The 20,436-nt window shown below is 48.2% G+C and carries 15 protein-coding genes; 6 read left to right on the forward strand and 9 right to left on the reverse strand.

Annotation, left to right across the window (positions count from 1 at the left end; translation table 11 throughout):
- Positions 1 to 41: 41 nt before the first annotated feature.
- Entirely contained in the window at positions 42 to 635 is a 594-nt protein-coding gene (locus ACYVB1_RS04365) for a HupE/UreJ family protein (RefSeq protein ID WP_460920965.1), read from the reverse strand.
- A 303-nt stretch (positions 636 to 938) separates the two neighbouring features.
- Here ACYVB1_RS04365 and ACYVB1_RS04370 point away from each other — a divergent pair, with 303 nt between their 5' ends.
- Positions 939 to 2,177, forward strand: a complete 1,239-nt coding sequence (locus ACYVB1_RS04370) for a lactonase family protein (RefSeq protein WP_460920967.1) — start codon at positions 939 to 941, stop codon at positions 2,175 to 2,177.
- A gap of 106 nt (positions 2,178 to 2,283) precedes the next feature.
- Here the strand turns inward: ACYVB1_RS04370 and ACYVB1_RS04375 are convergent, their stop codons facing one another.
- Positions 2,284 to 3,912 (reverse strand): M28 family metallopeptidase, encoded by a 1,629-nt coding sequence (locus ACYVB1_RS04375; protein WP_460920969.1) that lies wholly within the window; start codon positions 3,910 to 3,912, stop codon positions 2,284 to 2,286.
- A gap of 189 nt (positions 3,913 to 4,101) precedes the next feature.
- On the opposite strand from ACYVB1_RS04375, the gene ACYVB1_RS04380 reads away from it, so the two are divergent.
- On the forward strand, positions 4,102 to 5,166 hold the full coding sequence (locus tag ACYVB1_RS04380) for a Gfo/Idh/MocA family protein (RefSeq protein ID WP_460920971.1): 1,065 nt from the start codon (positions 4,102 to 4,104) through the stop codon (positions 5,164 to 5,166).
- A gap of 28 nt (positions 5,167 to 5,194) precedes the next feature.
- On the opposite strand, the gene ACYVB1_RS04385 is transcribed toward ACYVB1_RS04380, so the two are convergent.
- The 6 genes from ACYVB1_RS04385 to ACYVB1_RS04410 all read right to left on the reverse strand — a co-directional run bounded on the left by ACYVB1_RS04385 (position 5,195) and on the right by ACYVB1_RS04410 (position 13,481).
- Positions 5,195 to 7,351 carry a T9SS type A sorting domain-containing protein gene (locus ACYVB1_RS04385; protein WP_460920973.1) on the reverse strand — a complete coding sequence of 719 codons (2,157 nt, stop codon included), beginning with the start codon at positions 7,349 to 7,351 and terminating at the stop codon, positions 5,195 to 5,197.
- 419 nt (positions 7,352 to 7,770) lie between these two features.
- Entirely contained in the window at positions 7,771 to 8,421 is a 651-nt protein-coding gene (locus ACYVB1_RS04390; RefSeq protein ID WP_460920975.1) for a DUF4142 domain-containing protein, read from the reverse strand.
- Between the two features lie 233 nt (positions 8,422 to 8,654).
- Complete coding sequence (clpB, locus tag ACYVB1_RS04395; protein ID WP_460920977.1) at positions 8,655 to 11,276, reverse strand: ATP-dependent chaperone ClpB; 2,622 nt, start codon at positions 11,274 to 11,276, stop codon at positions 8,655 to 8,657.
- A 440-nt stretch (positions 11,277 to 11,716) separates the two neighbouring features.
- Positions 11,717 to 11,980, reverse strand: a complete 264-nt coding sequence (locus tag ACYVB1_RS04400; RefSeq protein WP_460920979.1) for a GxxExxY protein — start codon at positions 11,978 to 11,980, stop codon at positions 11,717 to 11,719.
- 82 nt (positions 11,981 to 12,062) lie between these two features.
- Entirely contained in the window at positions 12,063 to 12,746 is a 684-nt protein-coding gene (nfi, locus tag ACYVB1_RS04405) for a deoxyribonuclease V (protein ID WP_460920981.1), read from the reverse strand.
- Between the two features lie 144 nt (positions 12,747 to 12,890).
- Positions 12,891 to 13,481 carry a hypothetical protein gene (locus tag ACYVB1_RS04410; protein ID WP_460920983.1) on the reverse strand — a complete coding sequence of 197 codons (591 nt, stop codon included), beginning with the start codon at positions 13,479 to 13,481 and terminating at the stop codon, positions 12,891 to 12,893.
- A 220-nt stretch (positions 13,482 to 13,701) separates the two neighbouring features.
- Between ACYVB1_RS04410 and ACYVB1_RS04415 the strand changes: the two genes are divergently transcribed.
- The 3 genes from ACYVB1_RS04415 (at position 13,702) to ACYVB1_RS04425 (ending at position 16,898) form a co-directional block, all read left to right on the forward strand.
- On the forward strand, positions 13,702 to 14,385 hold the full coding sequence (locus ACYVB1_RS04415; protein ID WP_460920985.1) for a dienelactone hydrolase family protein: 684 nt from the start codon (positions 13,702 to 13,704) through the stop codon (positions 14,383 to 14,385).
- 154 nt (positions 14,386 to 14,539) lie between these two features.
- Positions 14,540 to 15,166 carry a phosphoribosyltransferase gene (locus tag ACYVB1_RS04420; RefSeq protein WP_460920987.1) on the forward strand — a complete coding sequence of 209 codons (627 nt, stop codon included), beginning with the start codon at positions 14,540 to 14,542 and terminating at the stop codon, positions 15,164 to 15,166.
- A gap of 160 nt (positions 15,167 to 15,326) precedes the next feature.
- Positions 15,327 to 16,898 carry a hypothetical protein gene (locus ACYVB1_RS04425; protein WP_460920989.1) on the forward strand — a complete coding sequence of 524 codons (1,572 nt, stop codon included), beginning with the start codon at positions 15,327 to 15,329 and terminating at the stop codon, positions 16,896 to 16,898.
- A 10-nt stretch (positions 16,899 to 16,908) separates the two neighbouring features.
- Here the strand turns inward: ACYVB1_RS04425 and ACYVB1_RS04430 are convergent, their stop codons facing one another.
- Complete coding sequence (locus tag ACYVB1_RS04430) at positions 16,909 to 17,694, reverse strand: SGNH/GDSL hydrolase family protein (RefSeq protein WP_460920991.1); 786 nt, start codon at positions 17,692 to 17,694, stop codon at positions 16,909 to 16,911.
- Between the two features lie 326 nt (positions 17,695 to 18,020).
- On the opposite strand from ACYVB1_RS04430, the gene ACYVB1_RS04435 reads away from it, so the two are divergent.
- Positions 18,021 to 20,249 (forward strand): NADP-dependent isocitrate dehydrogenase, encoded by a 2,229-nt coding sequence (locus tag ACYVB1_RS04435; protein ID WP_460920993.1) that lies wholly within the window; start codon positions 18,021 to 18,023, stop codon positions 20,247 to 20,249.
- The last annotated feature ends 187 nt before the right edge of the window (positions 20,250 to 20,436 follow it).

Consider the following 20,436-nt stretch of genomic DNA (forward strand, 5'->3'; position numbering starts at 1 on the left):
GAGTAGTTCTGCTATAAAGTTCAAATATAAATGTTTGGACCTTAAAATATACTGGTTTCCATCATTAAAACAAGGGCAACGCCTGCCGCGGCACTCGACAGCACCATTATCCAGTCGCGTTTTTTCGCTTTGAAGATATTCATCACGATAGCGCCGAGTATCAGCAGGATAGCAACAATGAGTAACTGGCCGAGTTCTATGCCAATGTTGAAGGCCAGCAGTTGCTTCCAGATGCTGCCATTGCGCCCCAGCATCGCCTTCAGAAAGTTAGAGAAGCCCATGCCATGAATCAGGCCAAAGAAGAGCGCCATCAAGTTATGCAACGACAGGATAGTCGGCTGTTTGGAGGCAGCGCCTTTCAGCTTAAAAAAATTGGTGATACAGGTAAAAAGAATCGTAACCGGGATAAGGAATTCAATGAGATCGGTGTTAAACCGGATGATGTTAAAAGTAGCGAGTGCCAGCGTGATGGAATGCCCGATGGTGAAGGAGGTAACCAGTGCGATGACTTTACGCCAGTCGTTCAGGGTGTAGATAGCACTCAGAGCCAGCAGAAACAGCATGTGGTCGTAGGCTTTGAAATCAAAGATATGATGAAAGCCTAGCTCAATGTACGTCGAGAAAACAGATGACACAGTCGGGGGTGAGGTAAGGTGAAATAATACAAGGCGGCAAATTAAAGTTTTACCCTTTGAGTTGCAACAGCGTTAAGTAAGCGGATCATACCGCAGCCATGCATTCACCAGGCTCTGACGCAGCGCCGGGTATTCTTTTGCTACTGTACCAGGTTAAGGTATACACAGGCAGCTTCCGGAAAAAAGCCTGTTGATGAAGCTTACACTACAACATCCATTACATTAGGCTGCCACAAGTGTACGGGACTTTCACATAAAAAATCTACCTTTAAGCTAACCAAAAGCTAACCCGAAATCAGGCACATGAATCATTTCCACAACCATGCACGGCGCAACTTTGTAAAAGTAGCAGTAGCAGGTGCTATGAGTTTAACAATGGCTTCTTCAGCATGTACTTCTTCAGAGCAGCAGGATAATGCAGCCTCAGATGAAACTGCAGCAGAAAATCAAACAGAAACTATCGAGACATCTATGGTATATGTAGGTACTTATGCTGACCCGGAGAACGAAAGCATTTTTCTTTACAGGCTAAACCCTGAAACCGGCGAACTAAGCCGGGTAAATGGCTTTAAAGGTGGAGCAAATCCTTCTTTTCTGACGCTGGATGAACAGCAGCGGTGCCTGTTTGCTGTAAACGAAACAACAGAGTACAAAGGCCAGAACAGCGGAGCCGTGAGTGCTTTTGCTGTGGACCAGCAAAACGGGAACCTGACTTTTCTGAATCAAGTCCCCTCTAAAGGCGGTGCTCCCTGCTACATCTCTGTAGGCAATAAGGGCAAAACTGTGCTGGTGGCAAACTATGTGGGCGGTAACGTTGCCGCTTTCGCGGTTCAGGAAAACGGGCACCTGGCAGAAGCCGCTTCTGTGGAGCAGCATCAGGGAACAGGTCCTAACAAGGACCGCCAGGAAGCAGCCCATGCGCATTACGTGGCTCCCAGCCCCGACAACCGCTATGTGTATGCCGTGGATCTGGGTGTAGATAAAATTTATGGTTACCGCCTGGCTTCGGAAGGAGGCACTCTGGTGCCAATGGAGCCTGCCGTAGCCTTTACGGCCAAGCCCGGTGCCGGTCCGCGGCAGCTGGCGTTTCACCCGAACGGGCAGTATGCCTATGTTATCAATGAACTGAACTCCACCATGACGGCATTAACCTACAACAGCGACGGCTCTCTTTCTGAAATACAGACGCTACCAACACTGCCTGCTGACTTCAAAGAAAACAACCAGCCTGCTGCTGTGCGGGTGTCTCCGGATGGTAAGTTCCTGTACGGCTCAAATCGGGGCCACAACAGCATTGTTGTATATGCCATAGACAAGGAGACCGGAAAACTGACGCATGTGGAAACAGTACCTTCCGGAGGGGACTGGCCCCGTGATTTTACGATTGACCTGACCGGGAATATATTGCTCGTAGCTAACGAGCGCTCCAACAACATTGTGTCTTTCAAAATAGACAAAGCCACAGGCAAGCTAACAGCTACAGGCCATGAGGCGGAGGTGCACAAGCCTGTAAACGTGCAGGTGGTACCCAAATTTCAGTAGCCTGATTTTGCGGTTAAAACAAAGGAGCGCCAGCCGGTACGGCTGGCGCTCCTTTGTTTTAAGAGGCTGACTTGCTTTGCCTTTGCTGTAACAGCTTGTTTTATTGTTATTGCTTATAAGACTCCCGGATAGCTCTGAACTCAGAGCCTGGCTTCCATTTTGGCCATTGCTCAGAAAATGCCAGCCGCTTTCCGATGCTGTAGAGTAACTTCAGGTCTTCCACTGCCCCGTGCATCTGCCAGTTTTCATTTACCTCGTCGGAGGGTTTGTGGTAGAAATCGGTTACATAGCCTTCCTGAAGCTTCAGGCCTTCACTTTTTCCTTTTGTTGCATCGTCTATGCCGGAGGCAGTGAACAAGGCAGGTACACCAATTTTGGCGAAGTTGAAGTGGTCAGAGCGGTAGTACATTCCTGCCTCGGGAGTAGGCTCAGCCACGACGTACCTGCCTGCTTTCTTCGCCTCTTCTGCCAGGTAATCCTCTAGCTCAGACTGCCCCTTTCCCACTACCACAATGTCTTTGGTAGCGCCATAAGGATTTAGCATGTCCATGTTGATGTTGGCAACTGTTTTTTCTTTCGGAAACACAGGATTCTCCGCGTAGAAAGCGGAACCCCACAGGCCCTGCTCTTCGGCGGTTACAGAAAGGAAAACCACCGTTCTCTCAGGTTTCTCCGGGAGGTTCTGGAAAGCCTTCGCAATTTCTAACAGACCGGCCACGGCACTGGCATTGTCTACCGCCCCGTTGTAGATGCTGTCTCCTGTTGCGTCTGGCTTGCCGATGCCCAGGTGGTCCCAGTGGGCCGAGTAAATAACCGTTTCTTCCGGTCTTTTGCTTCCGGTAATTTTGGCTATGAAGTTGTGCGTCTTGTCATATCTCGTTTTCACTGCCATAGAGGTGCTTGCGGCCAGGTGCATCGGTTCAGGCTTGAATCCAGGCTGTAAGGCCTTTTGAGTGGCTGCCTGCAGATCCATGCCTGCCGCTTCAAACAATTTATGCGCGACAGGAGTTGTCACCCATCCCTCCATGGCACAGCGGTAGGTTTCTTTCCCGCGTGGGTCAAGATAAAGTTTAGAAGTGTTCCAATTGTTCTGTACAACATTAAACCCATATCCGGCAGGCGCGGTGGCATGCACGATCAGGCAGCCTTTGGCGCCTTGCCTTGCCGCTTCTTCATATTTATAGGTCCATCTGCCATAGTAGGTCATGGCCTTGCCGTTGAACCGCGTTGTGTCCTGTGTGTAAAAACCGGGGTCGTTCACAAGCACCACCACTATTTTGCCTTTTACATCTGTGCCAGCATAGTCATTCCAATTGTATTCCGGTGCCACAATGCCAAAACCCGCAAAAACTAATTCGTCTTCTTTTATCTCAACAATCTCATCCGTTCGCCTGGCCCAGATAACATAGTCCTCCAAGCCTTTCAACTCAAAGCTGCCCTTCTTGCCTTTCACCATCATGGTAGGAGCGGGAGCAGTGGTGATCTCTACCATCGGTACTTCCTGGAGGTAGCTGTTGCCGTTTCCCGGCTCCAGGCCTAATTCTCTGAATTCCTGCTCCAGGTACTGAAGCGTTTTCTTTTCACCTTCTGTGAAAGGTTTTCTTCCTTCCAACTCATCAGAAGCAAGTGCTGTTACATAGTCGCTGTATCCTTCCGTTGTGAAAGAAGATAAGTCCTGACTTACAGAAGCGGTGTCTGTCGTGCTGGCGGACTGGCAGGCGGCAAACAACCCCATAAAAGCAGGGAGAAGAAAAGATTTAAATTTCCTGATCATATTAACCTAAACTGATTGAACGAGTAAATTACTCAAAAGCCTCGACAACAGCACACAGGAAGGAAACTATGCAGAAGTAAAAGGCTTTCTTAAAAAGAAGTTTTGGTGTTTATCTAAGCGAGTGAGTCAGTTTTGTAGCTGGTATTACAGATGGTATATAAAAACAATTATTCGGCTAAGCTAAAACAGCCGCTGAAAGTAGCTTTGGCCGGGCTGAGCCACGACCATGTGCAGGGTGCGCTGGATCGCCTTTCAAAGGAGGATGTGCTTGTCGTAGGCATTGCAGAAGATAACGATGAACTGGTGCAGCGCTACCGGAGGAGCTATCAGTTACCAGAATCGCTGTTCTACAAGAACCTTCCCATGCTCCTGGAATATGAAAAGCCTGACGTGGTGATGGCCTATAACGCCATAGCAGAGCATGCAGCGGTGGTAGAGGCCTGTGCTCCTCTGGGCGTGCATGTGATGGTGGAAAAGCCATTGGCTACTACGGTAAAAGACGCAGCGCGTATGGCAGAACTGGCACATAAGCACCAGATACACCTGCTCACCAACTACGAAACCACCTGGTACCCCAGCAACCAGGAGCTGTGCATTATGGTGAGCCATCATATAGCCATAGGAGATATCCGGAAGATGGTGGTGCACGATGGCAACATAGGGCCTAAAGAGCTGGGCTGTTCAAAGGAGTTCTTAGGCTGGCTGACGGACCCGAAAAAGAATGGCGGCGGAGCTATCATGGACTTTGGTTGTTATGGTGCTAACCTGATGACGTGGCTGATGCAGGGCCAGGAACCTCTGGCTATTACAGCCATCACACGCCAGTTGAAGCCAGAGGTTTATCCTGATGTGGATGATGATGCGACAATTGTCCTGGAGTACCCGCAGGCAACAGGTATCATTGAAGCCTCCTGGAACTGGCCCTATGACATTAAGGATCTTGAAGTTTACGGGCAGACCGGTTATTTGCAGGCAGTAAACCAGGACACGCTACGCACGAAAAAAGCAAGCGACAGTGACTACAAAATAGACAAAATAGAGCCACTGGCAGCCCCTTACCAGGATTACGTTTCCTACTTTGCTGCTGTGGTAAGAGGTGACATCAATCCAAGACAGGACCTTTCTTCACTGGAAAACAACCTTACCGTCGTAAAGATTCTGGAGGCCGCCCAGGAGTCAGCGAGAAAAGGGAAGAGAGTGGTGCTAGAGAAGTAAAAGCATAACCGGATTACAAACAATTTCCTTACCTGATAACCAGTTTCTGGTTTAGGGATCCAGCCTTGCTTACCACCCTGACCAGGTAGGTGCCTGCACTTAGCTCGTTCTTTGTTAACACGGCTCCTTCTGATTGCAGGCGCTGCTCCAGCACGTTCTTGCCCATCATGTCAGTCACCAAAAGTGTTGCTTCCTCACCCTGGGGCAGGCCCTGCACACGCAGGTTCACGTTGCTTCCCTGTGCCGGGTTAGGGTAGAGCGTTAGCACTGGCTTCTGGGCACTTTTCAGGGTAACCACCCGCACGGGCATCAATGCAAAGGAGCCATCTACATCTACCTGGCGCAGGCGGTAGTAAAGTGTGCCGGATAAAGTACTCTTGTCGGTAAAGCTGTAATTGGTGCGGGTGCCGGTTGTGCCAACGCTGTTTACGCGGGCAATTTGTGTAAAGGATATGCCATCAGTACTTCTCTCTACTGAAAAGTAATCACTGTCTTTTTCCATGGCAGTAGCCCATGTCAGCTCTACCGTGTTGTCCGGAGTTGCTTTTGCCGCAAAATACAGCAGCTCCACGGGCATTGGGGTTACTGTTGTTTCTCCGGAAGACACAGTGTAAGGCGAAAACGAAGTAATGCCAGAGCGTGTAACAGAATAGGTTGTGCCGGAGAGTGTAGCCCTTACTGATACTGTCTCGTCCCAGGTGCCGTTCTCGTAGTGCTTGATGTGGCAGTTTTCAGCATCAAAGCCAGGTAGTGCATCGCTGGCATTCCAGGAGAGGGTCATCGTTATATCAGAACCGCCTTTCACGTCTTCGCTTATAATCCACGTTTTGTTCAATGCCTTTTCTGTAAGAGCCGAGTTTAGCTGAGGTACATCGTTGATGTAAGAACCGTACATACCGTCAAGGATGCCTACGCTGAACACATCGTCCTGTGAGCCGGCGGCTAACTTTAGCTTTACCGGATTATAGCTCTTGTTGCCCACTGGCAGTGTCACCTCGCTGCCGCCTGCTTTGAGGGCCTGGCGCAGACGGCCTTTGCCGCTAATTACCACATAATTGTTAACTGAGCTGTTTAAAATGGCAGCTCCGGAGGCTACCTCCAGGTCATGATCACCTAATTCCAGCTTTGCATCCATCAGGTCAAGATTACCTTTGATGAAAACTTTGTTCATGAGTTTGTTCTGCTTGCCTGAGTTGAATATAACAGTACCGAACTCAGTACCCTCAGTGACCTCAGCAGGAGTGTTTTTTCCAAAGATGATGGTGCTGAGACGACCCAACGTACCCAGTTTAGGAACTTTTGGTGCATCCACTGATAACGTAGCATGGTCCGCTACATCAATCAAACCCGCTTCCAACGATTTAGTATCTGTGAGCTGCATTGTTACAGGAGTGAAGCCATCTCCTAACACTATCTTTGAGCCCTCTCCGGTAACCAGCCAGTTGTTGGCCAGTTGAAACGAGGTATTGGTAGGGTAGTTGATGATGTGGAAGCTCTGGTAAGGGAGCGTAAAGCTTACCGGCTGGGTACCGCTTCCGTCTTTGTTTGTGCCCCATGCAGCTGGCGAAGAGAAGTCTCCCAGGCTATTATTATAAAAAACCTTTACCTCATGTGTGGCAGTTACTTTAATATCATCAAGGCTTATGTTCAGGTCGCCGTCTGCCCGGTTAATAACAAAGCCAAGGTAGTGAATACCTTCCCTGGTTACTGTAAACTTAATCTCCTGTCTGCTCCAGTCTGTTTTGCCGCTGATTGTCCGGGAGGTAATAGCCGTAGTTAAAGTAAGATCCTGTAAAGCGCTTTTAACAACTTTAAATGAAGCGGAACCACTTGCTTTGTTTCGCTGATTGAAGCTGATGGTGTATTCTACACCGGGATACATCCAGATGCTTGAGGTAAATGCCCATGCATTTAAATCAATGATTCTGGTGTTTGTTTTTGTAATAGAGAGAGCAGAAACCTGAGGGTCGTTTGCTTCCTGTGCCACTTCCCACTTGTAATTCGAAATTGAGGTGCTAAGCCATCCTACGGGAAGTACGTTGCCTGAAAATTTCTCAGAGAGAACTTCTTTTTCAACGGAGCCTTGGCCTAAAACAGAGGTGGTGAAAGAGAAGAAAAGGAAAAGGATGCTACTTAACTTTATTGATAAGGTGAACAGGTTCTTTGTAAGCCGCTGTAATTTCATAATATCTTATTGTACTATATCTCGCTATTGGGTTGCAAAACTACTATATATTGTTTACGATATATTATGAAATTGAGACTTTATTTTATTCTAGGTGACGAGTGTCTTATGGCTTTATTAGAAAAATTATATATTTATGGTGGCAAACTGCTGTTGGAGTGAAACGGGAGGGGGTAAAGTTCTAAAAATTTTCAGGTGGATTTTGTGCTGTTTAATCTGAGAATTTGAGATACAAAAGTATTCCTGCAGCATCAGGAGCAGGTGATGCTATATCGCTACAGATTAGAAATACATTTGCAAACAAGTTCTAAGAGAGCTTAAAGAGGCGAGGATTTTTGCACTGCCTGCATAGTAAAAGCGCCAACGGATTTTATACCCGTTGGCGCTTTTTGCTTTAAATAAATTTAATAAACTGTCACTTAATCTACTTTATCTTCTAGGTCGCTGGCTTTTTTATGATGTGATTCCAGCAGTGGCAATGTTTTAGAGGCAAATGATTTTACGTTTGGCGCAGAAGCGTTCTCACTTTTAGCTTTGAACATGGCGACATCCATTTTATGGGCAGTTTCCATTGTATCCATGTAGTCCTCATCAAACTCAGTACCTGTTTTACCGGTTACCCTTTCGGCTAAGGTCTGGTGCATTGGCATTAAAGATTCCGGTAATGTAACGCCTGTTTGCGAAGCTATTGTTTGAAGCTCCTGGTTTGCCTTTTTATGATGCTCCACCATCATACGCCCAAACTCTTTTACTTCCGGAGACGATGCGTTCTGTATGGCTAAGTTTCCAAGCTCTATCTCAAGTAAATTGCTACTGGCAGCTGTTTGCAGGAAGGTAGCATCATCCATGTTCATCAGGGCTGAGGCTACATCAGTGGCAATATCGGTGCCTGTATCCAAATTTGATTCTGTTGTTGCTTCTGTATTAGAAGTTGGTGCATCACCAGCGGAAGTAACAGTTTCCGAAGTGTTTACTGCTGTTGCGTCAGCGGTTGTCGTTGAGTCGGTGCTTGAACAGGCTGTGCCAGCAAGCAGGGCCGCTATCATTAGAAAAGATGTTTGCTTTTTCATAGTTAACTAGGTTATTGGTAAAACAACTTAGTTATACGAGTTAAAAAGAAGGGAGTTAAAACTTTGCCTAAAGTGAAAAAGTTAACTGATAACGCGTGTTTGAACATGCTTGTAGTGCCGGTAAAGAACAGGAGAAAGATGCTTCATCAGGCCTGACTGGTGATGGTATAAAGAAAAACGGCCACCCCAACCGGAGTGGCCGTTTAAACAGCTAAACTTTTAAAATCAATAGATTACCTTTCTGTCGGCAGCTCAATGTCCACGTTCACAAAGCGTATCTTGCCGTCTTCCAGTGTGGCTTCCACTACAGAATCTTTACTAATTCTGCCAGACAAAATATCTTTAGAAAGCTCGTTCAGAATCTGGCGCTGCAGCACACGCTTCAGCGGACGGGCACCAAACTGCGGGTCAAAACCTTGCTCGCCCAGGTAGTCGAGAACTTCGTCGGTGGCAATTAGCTGGATGCCTGTCTCTTCCAGACGGTCCTGAATGTGGCGGAACTGGATATCCACAATCTTTCTGATATCGCCACGGCTCAGCGGACGGAACATCACCAGCTCATCGATACGGTTCAGGAACTCTGGTCTTACTGACTTCTTCAGCAGGTCGAACACTTCGTCCTTTGTACGCTCAATCACCTCATCGTGATTGAACTCATCCATGCTTTCAAAATTGCTCTGGATGATGTGCGAGCCAATGTTCGACGTCATGATAATGATGGTGTTCTTGAAGTTTACCACACGACCTTTGCTGTCTGTCAGGCGACCATCGTCCAGTACCTGCAGCAGGATGTTGAATACGTCCGGGTGCGCTTTTTCAATCTCATCGAGCAGCACCACAGAGTACGGCTTACGGCGGATAGCCTCTGTTAACTGGCCGCCTTCATCGTAACCCACGTATCCTGGAGGCGCACCAATCAGGCGGCTCACAGCGTGGCGCTCCTGGTACTCACTCATATCGATACGCACCATGGCATTATCATCGTTGAAGAGGTAATCGGCCAGCGCCTTGGCAAGCTCTGTTTTACCTACACCGGTTGTACCCAGGAAGATAAACGAACCAATAGGGCGTCTTGGGTCCTGCATACCGGCACGGCTTCGGCGCACCGCATCAGAAATCGCCTCGATGGCCTCTTCCTGACCCGCTACACGCTTGCCCAATTCCTGCTCCAGGTTCAACAGCTTTTCACGGTCGCTCTGCAGCATTTTGCTTACCGGGATGCCTGTCCATTTTGCTACTACCTCGGCAATGTCTTCGGCGTTCACCTCTTCCTTCAGCATCGGGTTCTCGCCCTGCATTTCGCGCACCTGCTCCTGCAGTTGCTTTACCTTCGCTTCAGCTTCCTGGATTTTACCGTAGCGCAGCTCTGCTACGCGGCCATAGTCACCGGCACGCTCCGCCTGCTCGGCTTCCAGTTTATACTGCTCAATGTTTTCTTTCTCTTTCTGCAGCCCTTCGATGATCTGCTTTTCGTTCTGCCATTTAGCTTTCAGATCATCGCGCTTACCACTCAGGTCAGCAATCTCCTTAGAAAGCACCGTTTCTTTATCTTTGTCGTTCTCGCGGCGGATGGCTTCGCGCTCAATCTCCAGTTGCATAATGCGGCGCTGAATCTCGTCCAGTTCCACTGGCAACGAATCTATCTCGATGCGCAGTTTCGCAGCTGCTTCGTCCATCAGGTCAATCGCCTTGTCCGGCAAGAAGCGGTCGGAGATGTAGCGGTTCGATAACTCCACAGAGGCAATAATTGCATCGTCTTTAATGCGCACCCCGTGGTGCAGTTCGTATTTATCTTTTATACCGCGAAGAATCGATATGGCATCCGGCACACTTGGCTCGTCCACCATTACCGCCTGGAAGCGTCGCTCCAACGCTTTGTCTTTCTCGATATATTTCTGATACTCTTTCAGGGTAGTGGCACCGATGGCATGCAACTCACCACGAGCCAATGCTGGCTTCAGCAAGTTGGCTGCGTCCATGGCACTGTCGCCACCTGCACCGGCACCAATAAGCGTATGGATCTCGTCAATGAAGAGCACGATCTCACCCTCGGCATCAATTACTTCCTTGATAACCGCCTTCAGTCGCTCCTCAAACTCACCTTTGTATTTAGCACCTGCTACCAACAGACCCATGTCCAGGCTCATCAGCGTCTTCGACTTCAGGTTTTCCGGCACGTCGCCTGATACAATACGCTGTGCCAGGCCTTCCACAATGGCGGTTTTACCTACACCAGGCTCACCAAGCAATACAGGGTTGTTCTTGGTACGGCGGCTCAGAATCTGCAGCACACGGCGGATTTCTTCGTCACGGCCAATCACCGGGTCAATTTTACCGGCGCGGGCCAGTTCGTTCAGATCCTTTGCGTAGCGCTTCAGCGAGTTGTACTTGGCTTCGGCGTTCTGGTCCGTTACCTTGGCACCACCGCGTAATTCTTTGATGGCTTTCTTCAGGTCCTTCTCGTTAAAGCCCACGTCCTTCATCAGGCCAGCCACTTTGTCGCGACCCGCTAATAGGCCTAGCAGCATGTGCTCAATGGCAACATACTCATCGCCAAATTCTTTTAAATAAGAGGTCGCTTTTTGCAAAGCTGCTGCTGTATCGTTGGCCAGGTAAGGACCGCCACCGCCTGTTACTTTCGGGTAACCGGCTACAATTTCGTCTAACTTGCTGTTGAGAATGTTGCCGTTGATGTTCAGCTTCTGCAACAGGAAGTTGGTCACGTTCTCGTCTGTGGCGAGAATCGCTTTTAATATATGCCCAGTTTCGATAGCCTGCTGCTGGTTGCCGCCTGCTATCTCAGTGGCCTTCTGTATGGCCTCCTGCGCTTTGATGGTATAGTTATTAAAGTTCATGTCTTTGTCTGTTTTCCTTTGGTTGCACTTACGATAACTACTTAATCAATTTACGCACCAGTGGTACTTTTAGGTGGGTTTAATGTAATTATGTCATGATTGTGGTAGGTGTATAGTGGATTTTGGGACATAATGGCAGGGAATAGTGGATGAGGGAGCTGCGGTTGTTGGCACAGACGCTCACAGGTCTGAAAGGCGCTGTGAGGTCTTTTGAGCGACCGTTTTCGTATAAACAGAGATGCAGCAAATGGCGATTCTTGAATCAGGATTTACAGGATTAGATCGGATAGACAGGATTTTCTGGATATAAAATTTAAGGATTAAGTTATTGATTTGTAGCTGTTGTTGAACACCTTTTTGTATTATAGGCTGAGGGCGCCGAAGTTGATGAGTAAGCCAACTGGGAAGTTATAAGCTACAGTATAATTTTTAGCTTGGGCTTAGTGGATATCTTCTAGATTGACTATGGCTTTCAGTTCAACAACAATGTTGTTCTCAACTATAAAGTCTGCTCTTCTGCTACCAACTTCTATATTATTGTAGTAAATAACCTGCTCCTTTTCACGCTCAAAGTTTAGTTCAGCCTGTTGCATTTCAAGAGCAAGGCACCGCTGATAGATTACTTCCTGAAAACCGCTTCCAAGGGTATTATGCACCTTCATGGCACATCCTATAATTTTATAAGTTACGTCGTCTAACTGCATTACTGTATTATTTGAGCAACCCCCTCATCCTAAAAATTTTAAAAAAATCCTGCCTATCCTTTTCAATCCCGCAAATCCTGATTCAGACAAGCTTCTTAAATACCGCCGCATAATGGTCCGCTAGCCGTGTAGGCTCGGGCAGTTTGTGTTTAATGGCGCAGGCCATAGCAACCTCCGTAGCAGAGGCTAAATCCATCAGATGGCCCGGCGATACAAACACAGGCTTTACTTTGTCTTTGGTGCGGAGCACATTGGCAATATGTTCGTCTTTGTAAATGAGTGGCGATATAGCACCTTTGGAAGGAGCGGGTTCTGTATACTTACCGACCAGCACTTTTTTAGCGACCCCCATGGTGGGTTTGTGCAGGTGCAGCCCCAGGTGTGTGGCGATTCCCAACTTGCGCGGGTGTGAGATGCCGTGGCCGTCTACCATAATCAAGTCCGGCTTTTGCTGTAGCTTTTCGTAGGCTTTTAGCAGGTTGGGCGCTTCCCGGAAAGCCAGGAATCCAGGTATGTACGGCAGTTCTACCGGCCCGTGATGCCACACTTTCTCCACCACCTCCAATTCAGGATACTTCAGGAGCACAAAAACAGAAAGGATGCTGTCCTCGCCTATAAAGGAGGAGTCGCAGCCGGCAATCAGCGTGAGGTCAAAATCTGGCTTTTGTAATACCACCCGCTGTTGCATCTCATTCTGTTGTGCTGTGAGCTGCTTTAGCACAACAGGGTCGGGTGGTGGGGCATCAAATTTTCTATAGTAGGCCATTTTTTAAGTATGAATAACTGACTTTAGAATGAGTGGTTGAGCGAACGTAATAAGGTTAACTCTTTATACTGGTAAGATTCGCTCGAGCTATCATACGTACGTGTTTTCTATTCAATTATTTAAAAGTCAATCATTCAAAATTGATTACGCACTGCAGGGCATGCGAAGGTCTGCGAAAAGCAGGCGCCACCGTTCGCCATCATGGGCAAAGTAAAAGCGGAAAGAACTGTGGGTGTGCAATACAGTTTTCTGGACTTGCTGCTGCATTTGCTGTACCTGCTCTTCCTGCTGTGGAGTTAGGTTGGCATACCGCCACATGTCGGTGTTTTTGAAGTCGGTGGTGTTGCGGAAGAAACAGCCATCTTCTGCGAAGCCTGTCCGGCCCCTGTCCATCCAGGCACAGTCAAACTTCGGAAACTCCTGCCGCTCCTGTAAATCGCACTCCTGCATTTGCTCCCGGACAGAAGTGAAGGGCTGATTCTGATAACTGCGCTGGACCGCCTGTATGCTTCGGAAATGCGAGTATGCTGGCACAGCTCCTGGTTGTTCTATCAGCCACACACCCAGTCGGGGAGAGACAAACTGATTCAGTCCCACAGTATCTCCTGCCTGCAGCGCTCTGAAAAAGTGCTCGAAAGCGACTTCAAAGCTCATGGTGTCACGCCCGGGTGTGTCCTCTCTGCGCTGCGGTTCTTCCTGCACCGCCTCCAGCGAGCCTATGCCCCTATCACTCAAGCTTCTGGTATCTGTATGCTGATCAGAAGAGCATGCACTAAGAAAGGTGAACAGCAGCAGGAGAAGTGGGAGGCTATGTTGCATGGGAAATGGGTTTGGTATAATGGTTACGGCGGAAGGCAGGTAAGAAGTTGTGCCTCCTGAACTTTGAAGGGGGGAGGTCGTACCTCCATAGTAGGCTTTGGTAACAGAGCCACTGTCTGAACTATACAAAAAAACTATGGCAAACTATATTATAAATGAAAGTGTACGAATCGATATGCCGGATGCGGCGCTGGTAGGAGACCTGGCTATTCCAGAAGAAGCAAAAGGACTCGTGGTCTTTGCCCACGGGAGCGGCAGCAGCCGCCTGAGCGAGCGGAATCGCTTTGTGGCTGAGCACCTGCAAAAATCTGGTTTCGGAACGCTGCTGTTCGACTTGCTTACTCCTGAGGAAGATGAAGAAGGAAAAAAGGCATTCGATATTCCGTTGCTGACCCAGCGCCTCATTGAAACAACCTACTGGCTTCAGAAGGATCAACGAACAAATGCCTATAACTTCGCCTATTTTGGCGCAAGCACCGGTGCTGCTGCTGCATTGGGTGCTGCTGCCGCTTTAGGTGGAGATATCATTAAGTGCGTTGTGAGCAGAGGTGGCCGACCCGACCTGGCTGATACTGCGCTGGCAGATGTGCAGTCTCCCACCGTGTTCATTGTAGGCGGAAAAGATGAAAATGTTCTGGAAATGAACATCCAGGCAAGTAATCAATTATTGGGTATTAAAGATGTGGAGATTGTGCCGGATGCCACACACCTTTTTGAGGAGCCGGGTGCACTGGAGATGGCTGCACAACTAGCCACAGACTGGTTCCGGAAATACCTGGAGCCCGGAAAGCAGCAGCCTCTGCGGCAAAACCAACCGTGATTAATTCTGAATATTGAATAACTGAATTTTGGATATTAGATAAAATAGAATTGATATGCAGGCAGTTTCAGCTTACCGCTTGGGCGCCCGCAACTTAAATGGCAGGCTTTAAAATTCAGTTATTCAAAATTCAGTCATTCAAAATTGACTACCCATGGATAGGATACGGAACAGAAAAGAGGCAGCGCGGCTGCTGGCGGACAGGCTGGAGAAGTATAGGGGAGAGCAGGGGGTTGTGCTTGCCGTTCCGCGGGGTGGTGTACCAGTGGCGGCTCCTATCGCGAAGCAACTCGGGATGCCGCTGGAGGTGACACTCTCCAAGAAGATCGGCCACCCGGCTAATCCTGAATTTGCCATTGGCTCTGTAAGCCTGGTAAGCGCGTCGGTGGATGAGCGGGCGGACGTACCAGCGGAGTATGTTGAGGCCGAGGTAGAACGTATACGGGAGAACCTGCGCCAGAAGTACAGCCTTTTTATGGGCAACCGTGAGCACGTGCCGATGAAAGACAGGTTGGTTATTATTGTGGATGACGGAGTAGCCACTGGTAAAACACTAATGGCTACCGTTGAACTGGTTAAAAAAGAGGCTCCGCGTAAGATAGTCGTGGCTGTGCCTGTAGCCTCAGCCGCTGCCTACGACAGGCTTGATAGTATGGTGGAGGAGGTGGTGTGCCTGCTGGTTCCGCCCTCTTTCCAGGCGGTAGGGCAGTTTTATGATGAGTTTCCCCAGGTAAGCGATGAACTGGTGGTAAAACTAATGCAGGAGCAGGAAAGCTTCTGATTCATGCCTTCCTCCCTGCTTATACTTTTTGCCGGTGCTTTTCATATCGGGAGCAGGTGTACGAATGCCTTCAAATACGCTAAAGTAGAAAATATTTTATAGCTTAGCTTCCGGGTTAGCTTTAAGGCTTTCTCCTTCCCCTGTTGTTGCAAACGTACGCATGCTTCCTTTTTACGCTAAGTTCAAGGCCCTTTGCCAGACCCGGGTTACAGGTTTAGGGCTAAGTGTCTTCCGGGTTTTCTTCAGCCTGATACTAATAATAGAAGTGGCAAAAGTGTTTTACTTCCGCCACCTGTACTTCGATCCAATACCCTATATCGTGGAGGCGGAGCTTAGCTTTTCGCTGGTGCTGTTGGGGTGGTTGGCTGTGCTGTTTTTTCTGTTGATGGGCTTTTTTACCAGAACGGCTGCTCTAATAAATTATGTGTTGGCGCTGGTTTTCTTCTCCTCTTTTACCACTGTTAAATATCACTTTGATGCTGCCCTGGTTGGACTGAGTTTTTTGCTGATTATACTGCCCATATCCAAAAGGCTCTCCATAGATAACCTTTTGGACAAACTTCAAAAACCACAGGAGGGTGAGCAAAAGGTGCGGAAGGTCTATTATTTTCTACCTGTTCTGCTGGTGCTTTGCCTCCAGTACCTGGATTCCTTTTTCCACAAAGCGGCTTCACCTATGTGGCTGAAAGGGCTTGGCGTATGGCTGCCAGCCTCCCTTCCAAACCAGATATACAACGCTCACTTTTGGCTGCTCAACCAGAAGGAACTGATAATTGGATTAAGTTACCTGGTGATGCTGCTTGAGTTGTTTTTTATTTTCCTGCTTCCGTTGCGTAGCGTCAGGCCCTGGCTTGCTTTAGTGGGAGTAAGCATGCACATCGGTATTGCACTTACGTTTCCGATACCATCCTTTGGGTTCACCTTTGCAGTTGTATACCTGCTCTTACTGCCTGAAAGTTTCTGGTTTAAAATCAGTTTAAAGAGCAAGTACTGGCGTAGTAACCTTGCATCTGCTTTGCAACGCCTGTTTTGGCTGAAGCACTTCCTTGTTTTGCTGCCAGAGCACAGGCAGGTGGCTCGTGAGGTTGGTGGCTACAGTATTAAGCGGCGTGAGCAGGTAAAAGTGAAGCTGCTGTATTTCTTCACCTGCTACCTCATACTGGCTCAGTTCATCAGGTTGCTGAACGCCCCTTTGCTCGTCAACGCAACAGAATATATCCGTATGTCAGGGTTCCGGAGCTATGCAGAAAAGGCTTTTCTTCCTTTATCAGTTATAAATGGCAAACTATTAGGTGTAACAGAAAACCTGATTTACACGGGATTTGAAGAAGGTAGCTACCACATACTAGCCGTAGCGTATGTGGGGCCTGACAAGAAGACAACATGGCTGCCCATTATCGACAGGCAAGGAATGGCCTCTACCTATAGTTTTGGCAGAATGTTCACGAAGTGGTCCCGTACCATTGGCGCCTACCCTGAAGACACGGCCCAGGTAAAGGACGGGTTAGCGCGGTTTACAAGCTTCTGGGCCGCTAAGCATAACATCCCGTTGCAGCAGGCTACTTTCAGGGTACTGGCTAAAGAAGTGGCCGTGCAGTTTAGGTGGGAAAAAGACTTTTTGCAGAAGCAAATGAACAGGCCATGGAGGAAAGCCGGTACACTAACATGGCAGAACAATCAGCCACAGCTGTTGCTGCAAGGGCCTGGTGAAGAAAGCCACCAACAGCGGTAAAGGAGGTATGCTACTGGCGGGAGATGAGAAGAGGTTTTAGAGCATCAAACCACTTTTGTGCCATCTTCTCCTCACCACTTGCATTGGGATGTATGCCATCCCAGGTGTCGGCTCCTCGTGTAGGGTCAAATCCAGTATATTGGTCTACCAGTATAACCGGTGAGTGCGGCGTATTCAGCTCCTTTACCAGGGCAGGCAGCCGCTTATTCAGTTCTTTTATACGGTGAGCTGCTTCTTCTTCCTGCATGGGTATAAGTTGGGCGAGGAGTATGGTTACAGCTGGGTTCTTGTGCCGTATCTGCTGAATAACCTTCTTTAGCTCATCTATTGTTTCCTGGTAACACGGCTTGTTTACCGACTTACCAGCGCCACATTGCCTGAGCATATCGTTGGAGCCCAGGTGGACCAAAGCGATGTCGGGTGTGTAAGTTTGCAGCCACTGCGCCAGGTTACCTTTGCCAATCCTGCCCCTCAGTATTTCATCTGTATACCATCCCCAGTGACCTTCATTTCGGTTAGTGTAAGACTTGCCTTTGTACACCCTGTTTTTTACTTCCGGGTCTCCACCATAATTCACATCATGCGACCCAACAAATTCTGCATCTATACCTGCATCTATAAGCTTCTGCCACAGCCTATGCCTGTAACCGGGGTGGTGCGTGGTGCCTTGTGTAACGGAATTTCCGAGGGAGAGTATTTTTACTCTAGCCGTTGATGGCTCGGCCCTGGAAGCAAAGAGGAAAACAAACAGGTAATGGAGCAGATAGAGGTGGATGAACATATAGTTTGTGGGCATTGTGGAGTGGAAGCGGGTTATTTACGTAAGTACAACAGACGTTTCCTGCCAAAGACTGTTGCACAGGACAGATTGATCTTGTTGCAGGGGCTGGGAGGGACGCAGATGGAGGTGAGGTCAGTAAAAGCAGAGCCTGTTGTGTGGTGCCAGTGGCTGTAGTATTGTTTATGCTTCAGCTAATTGCTGCCCAGGCGGAGGCAGGCTTTTACGTGTGGCAGGAAAGCGGTTTCTTCATTAGCCTATATCAAAAAGACTCTTATATTTGCTATTATAACCTGTTCTCACTCCCCTCGTTGGTGGTAATATAAATTAAACTAAAAGAAAAAATGACAGAAAAATCAGCAAGAATTGTTTATACCATAACGGATGAAGCCCCAGCATTGGCAACACGCTCTTTTTTGCCAATTGTTGAGACCTTCACAAAGGCAGCTGGTATTGACGTAGAAACACGAGACATATCACTTGCCGGACGTATTATCGCAGCTTTCCCTGAAAACCTGACGGAAGATCAGAAGCAAAACGATGATTTGGCATATTTGGGAGAATTAGCGAAAACGCCGGAAGCCAACATTATCAAGCTTCCAAACATCAGCGCCTCTATTCCGCAGTTAACGGTCGCCATCAAAGAGCTTCAGCAGCAGGGATACAACATTCCGAATTATCCTTCAGAGCCTAAAAACGATACTGAAAAAGACGTTAAAGCCCGCTATGCCAAGATTTTGGGTAGTGCCGTAAACCCGGTGCTACGAGAGGGAAACTCAGATCGCCGTGTGGCAGAAGCGGTAAAGCAATATGCTAAAAAGAACCCGCACTCTATGGGTGAGTGGAGCGCTGACTCCAAAACGCATGTAGCCCACATGGAAAGCGGCGACTTCTATGGCAGCGAAACATCTGCTGTAGTGGATAAAGCCGGTGATGTAAGAATTGAATTCGTTGGCGCCGACGGAAGCACCAGAACGCTGAAAGAAAAGGTAACTTTACAGGAGGGGGAAGTAATTGATTCTGCTGTAATGAGCCGAAAGGCCCTGCGTTCATTCTTGGAAGAAGCAATACAAGATGCCAAGAATAATGATGTGTTGCTGTCCCTGCACCTGAAGGCAACTATGATGAAGGTATCGGACCCTATTATGTTTGGGCATGCCGTTACTGTTTTCTTTAAAGATGTATTTGAAAAGCACGCCGAAGCCTTTGAAAAGTTGGGAGTTTCTCCTAACAATGGTTTAGGTGATGTTTTCTCTAAAATAAAAGAACTGCCAGAGGAGCAGCGTTCAGAGATAGAAGCAGACATCCAGGCTGCTTATGAAAAAGGACCAAGGCTGGCGATGGTGAATTCTGATAAAGGAATTACCAACCTGCACGTACCAAGTGATGTGATCATCGATGCTTCTATGCCGGCAGCCATTCGTTCTTCCGGAAAAATGTGGGGACCTGATGGAAAGCTGCACGATACCAAAGCCATCATTCCGGACCGTAGCTATGCAGGTATTTACCAGGAAGTAATCGATTTCCACAAAGAGCATGGTGCTTTTGACGTGACCACCATGGGTACTGTTCCAAACATCGGACTGATGGCCCAGAAGGCGGAAGAATATGGCTCGCACGACAAAACTTTCGAGATGACCGAAAGTGGTACTGTGCGTGTAGTAGATGGTTCTGGTAATACACTGATGGAGCAGAAAGTGGAAGAAGGCGACATCTTCCGCATGACGCAGACCAAAGACCTGCCGATTCAGGACTGGGTGAAACTGGCTGTAACCAGAGCAAGAATCACAAATACGCCTGCTATCTTCTGGCTGGACCCGAACAGAGCGCACGATACCAACCTGATTGAAAAAGTAAACCGCTACCTGCAGGACCACGACACAAATGGTCTTGAGATAAAAGTGATGTCTCCGGTAGATGCCATGCGCTATACCTTAGAGCGTGCAAGAGCGGGCAAAGACACAATTTCTGTAACAGGTAACGTGCTGCGCGACTACTTAACAGACTTGTTCCCAATTTTGGAACTGGGTACCAGCGCTAAAATGCTTTCCATCGTTCCGCTTCTGAATGGCGGTGGTCTTTTTGAAACAGGTGCTGGTGGTTCTGCGCCGAAGCACGTGGAGCAGTTCATGGAAGAAAACTACCTGCGCTGGGATTCGCTGGGCGAGTTTCTGGCCCTTGCTGTTTCGCTGGAAGATCTTGCTTACAAGACTAAGAACGAAAAGGCTGATGTGCTAGCACAGGCTCTGAACAAAGCAAACGCTGAGTTCCTGGAAAAAGACAAGTCGCCAACCCGTAGAGTAGGCGGAATTGACAACCGCGGTAGTCACTTCTACCTGGCGCTTTACTGGGCAGAGGCATTGGCCGAGCAGTCTAAAGACAAGGAACTACAGGAAAGATTCTCTAAATTGGCGAAGGAGCTTGGTGAGAACGAGGAGAAAATTGTGAGCGAACTGAATGCTGTGCAAGGCCAGTCTGTAGAACTGGGCGGCTACTTCCACCCGGATACTGACAAAGCTGTGAAGGCCATGCGTCCAAGCGAAACACTCAACAATGCGTTAGCTAACTTCTAATAAAGATTACATAAATAAATGAAAGGCTGCCTGAGATGTACTTGGGCAGCCTTTTTTTGTCTCCAGCTTCTAAACATTTTCCATTCTTACCTAAGGTAACTTGCCTGCTGGTGAAAACCTGTTTCCTGCCTGCTTTTAAAAGGGAGAGGTAAAACAAAAGCGGCAGCCAGAGTATGGCTGCCGCTTT

The sequence above is a fragment of the Pontibacter brevis genome (assembly GCF_054779655.1).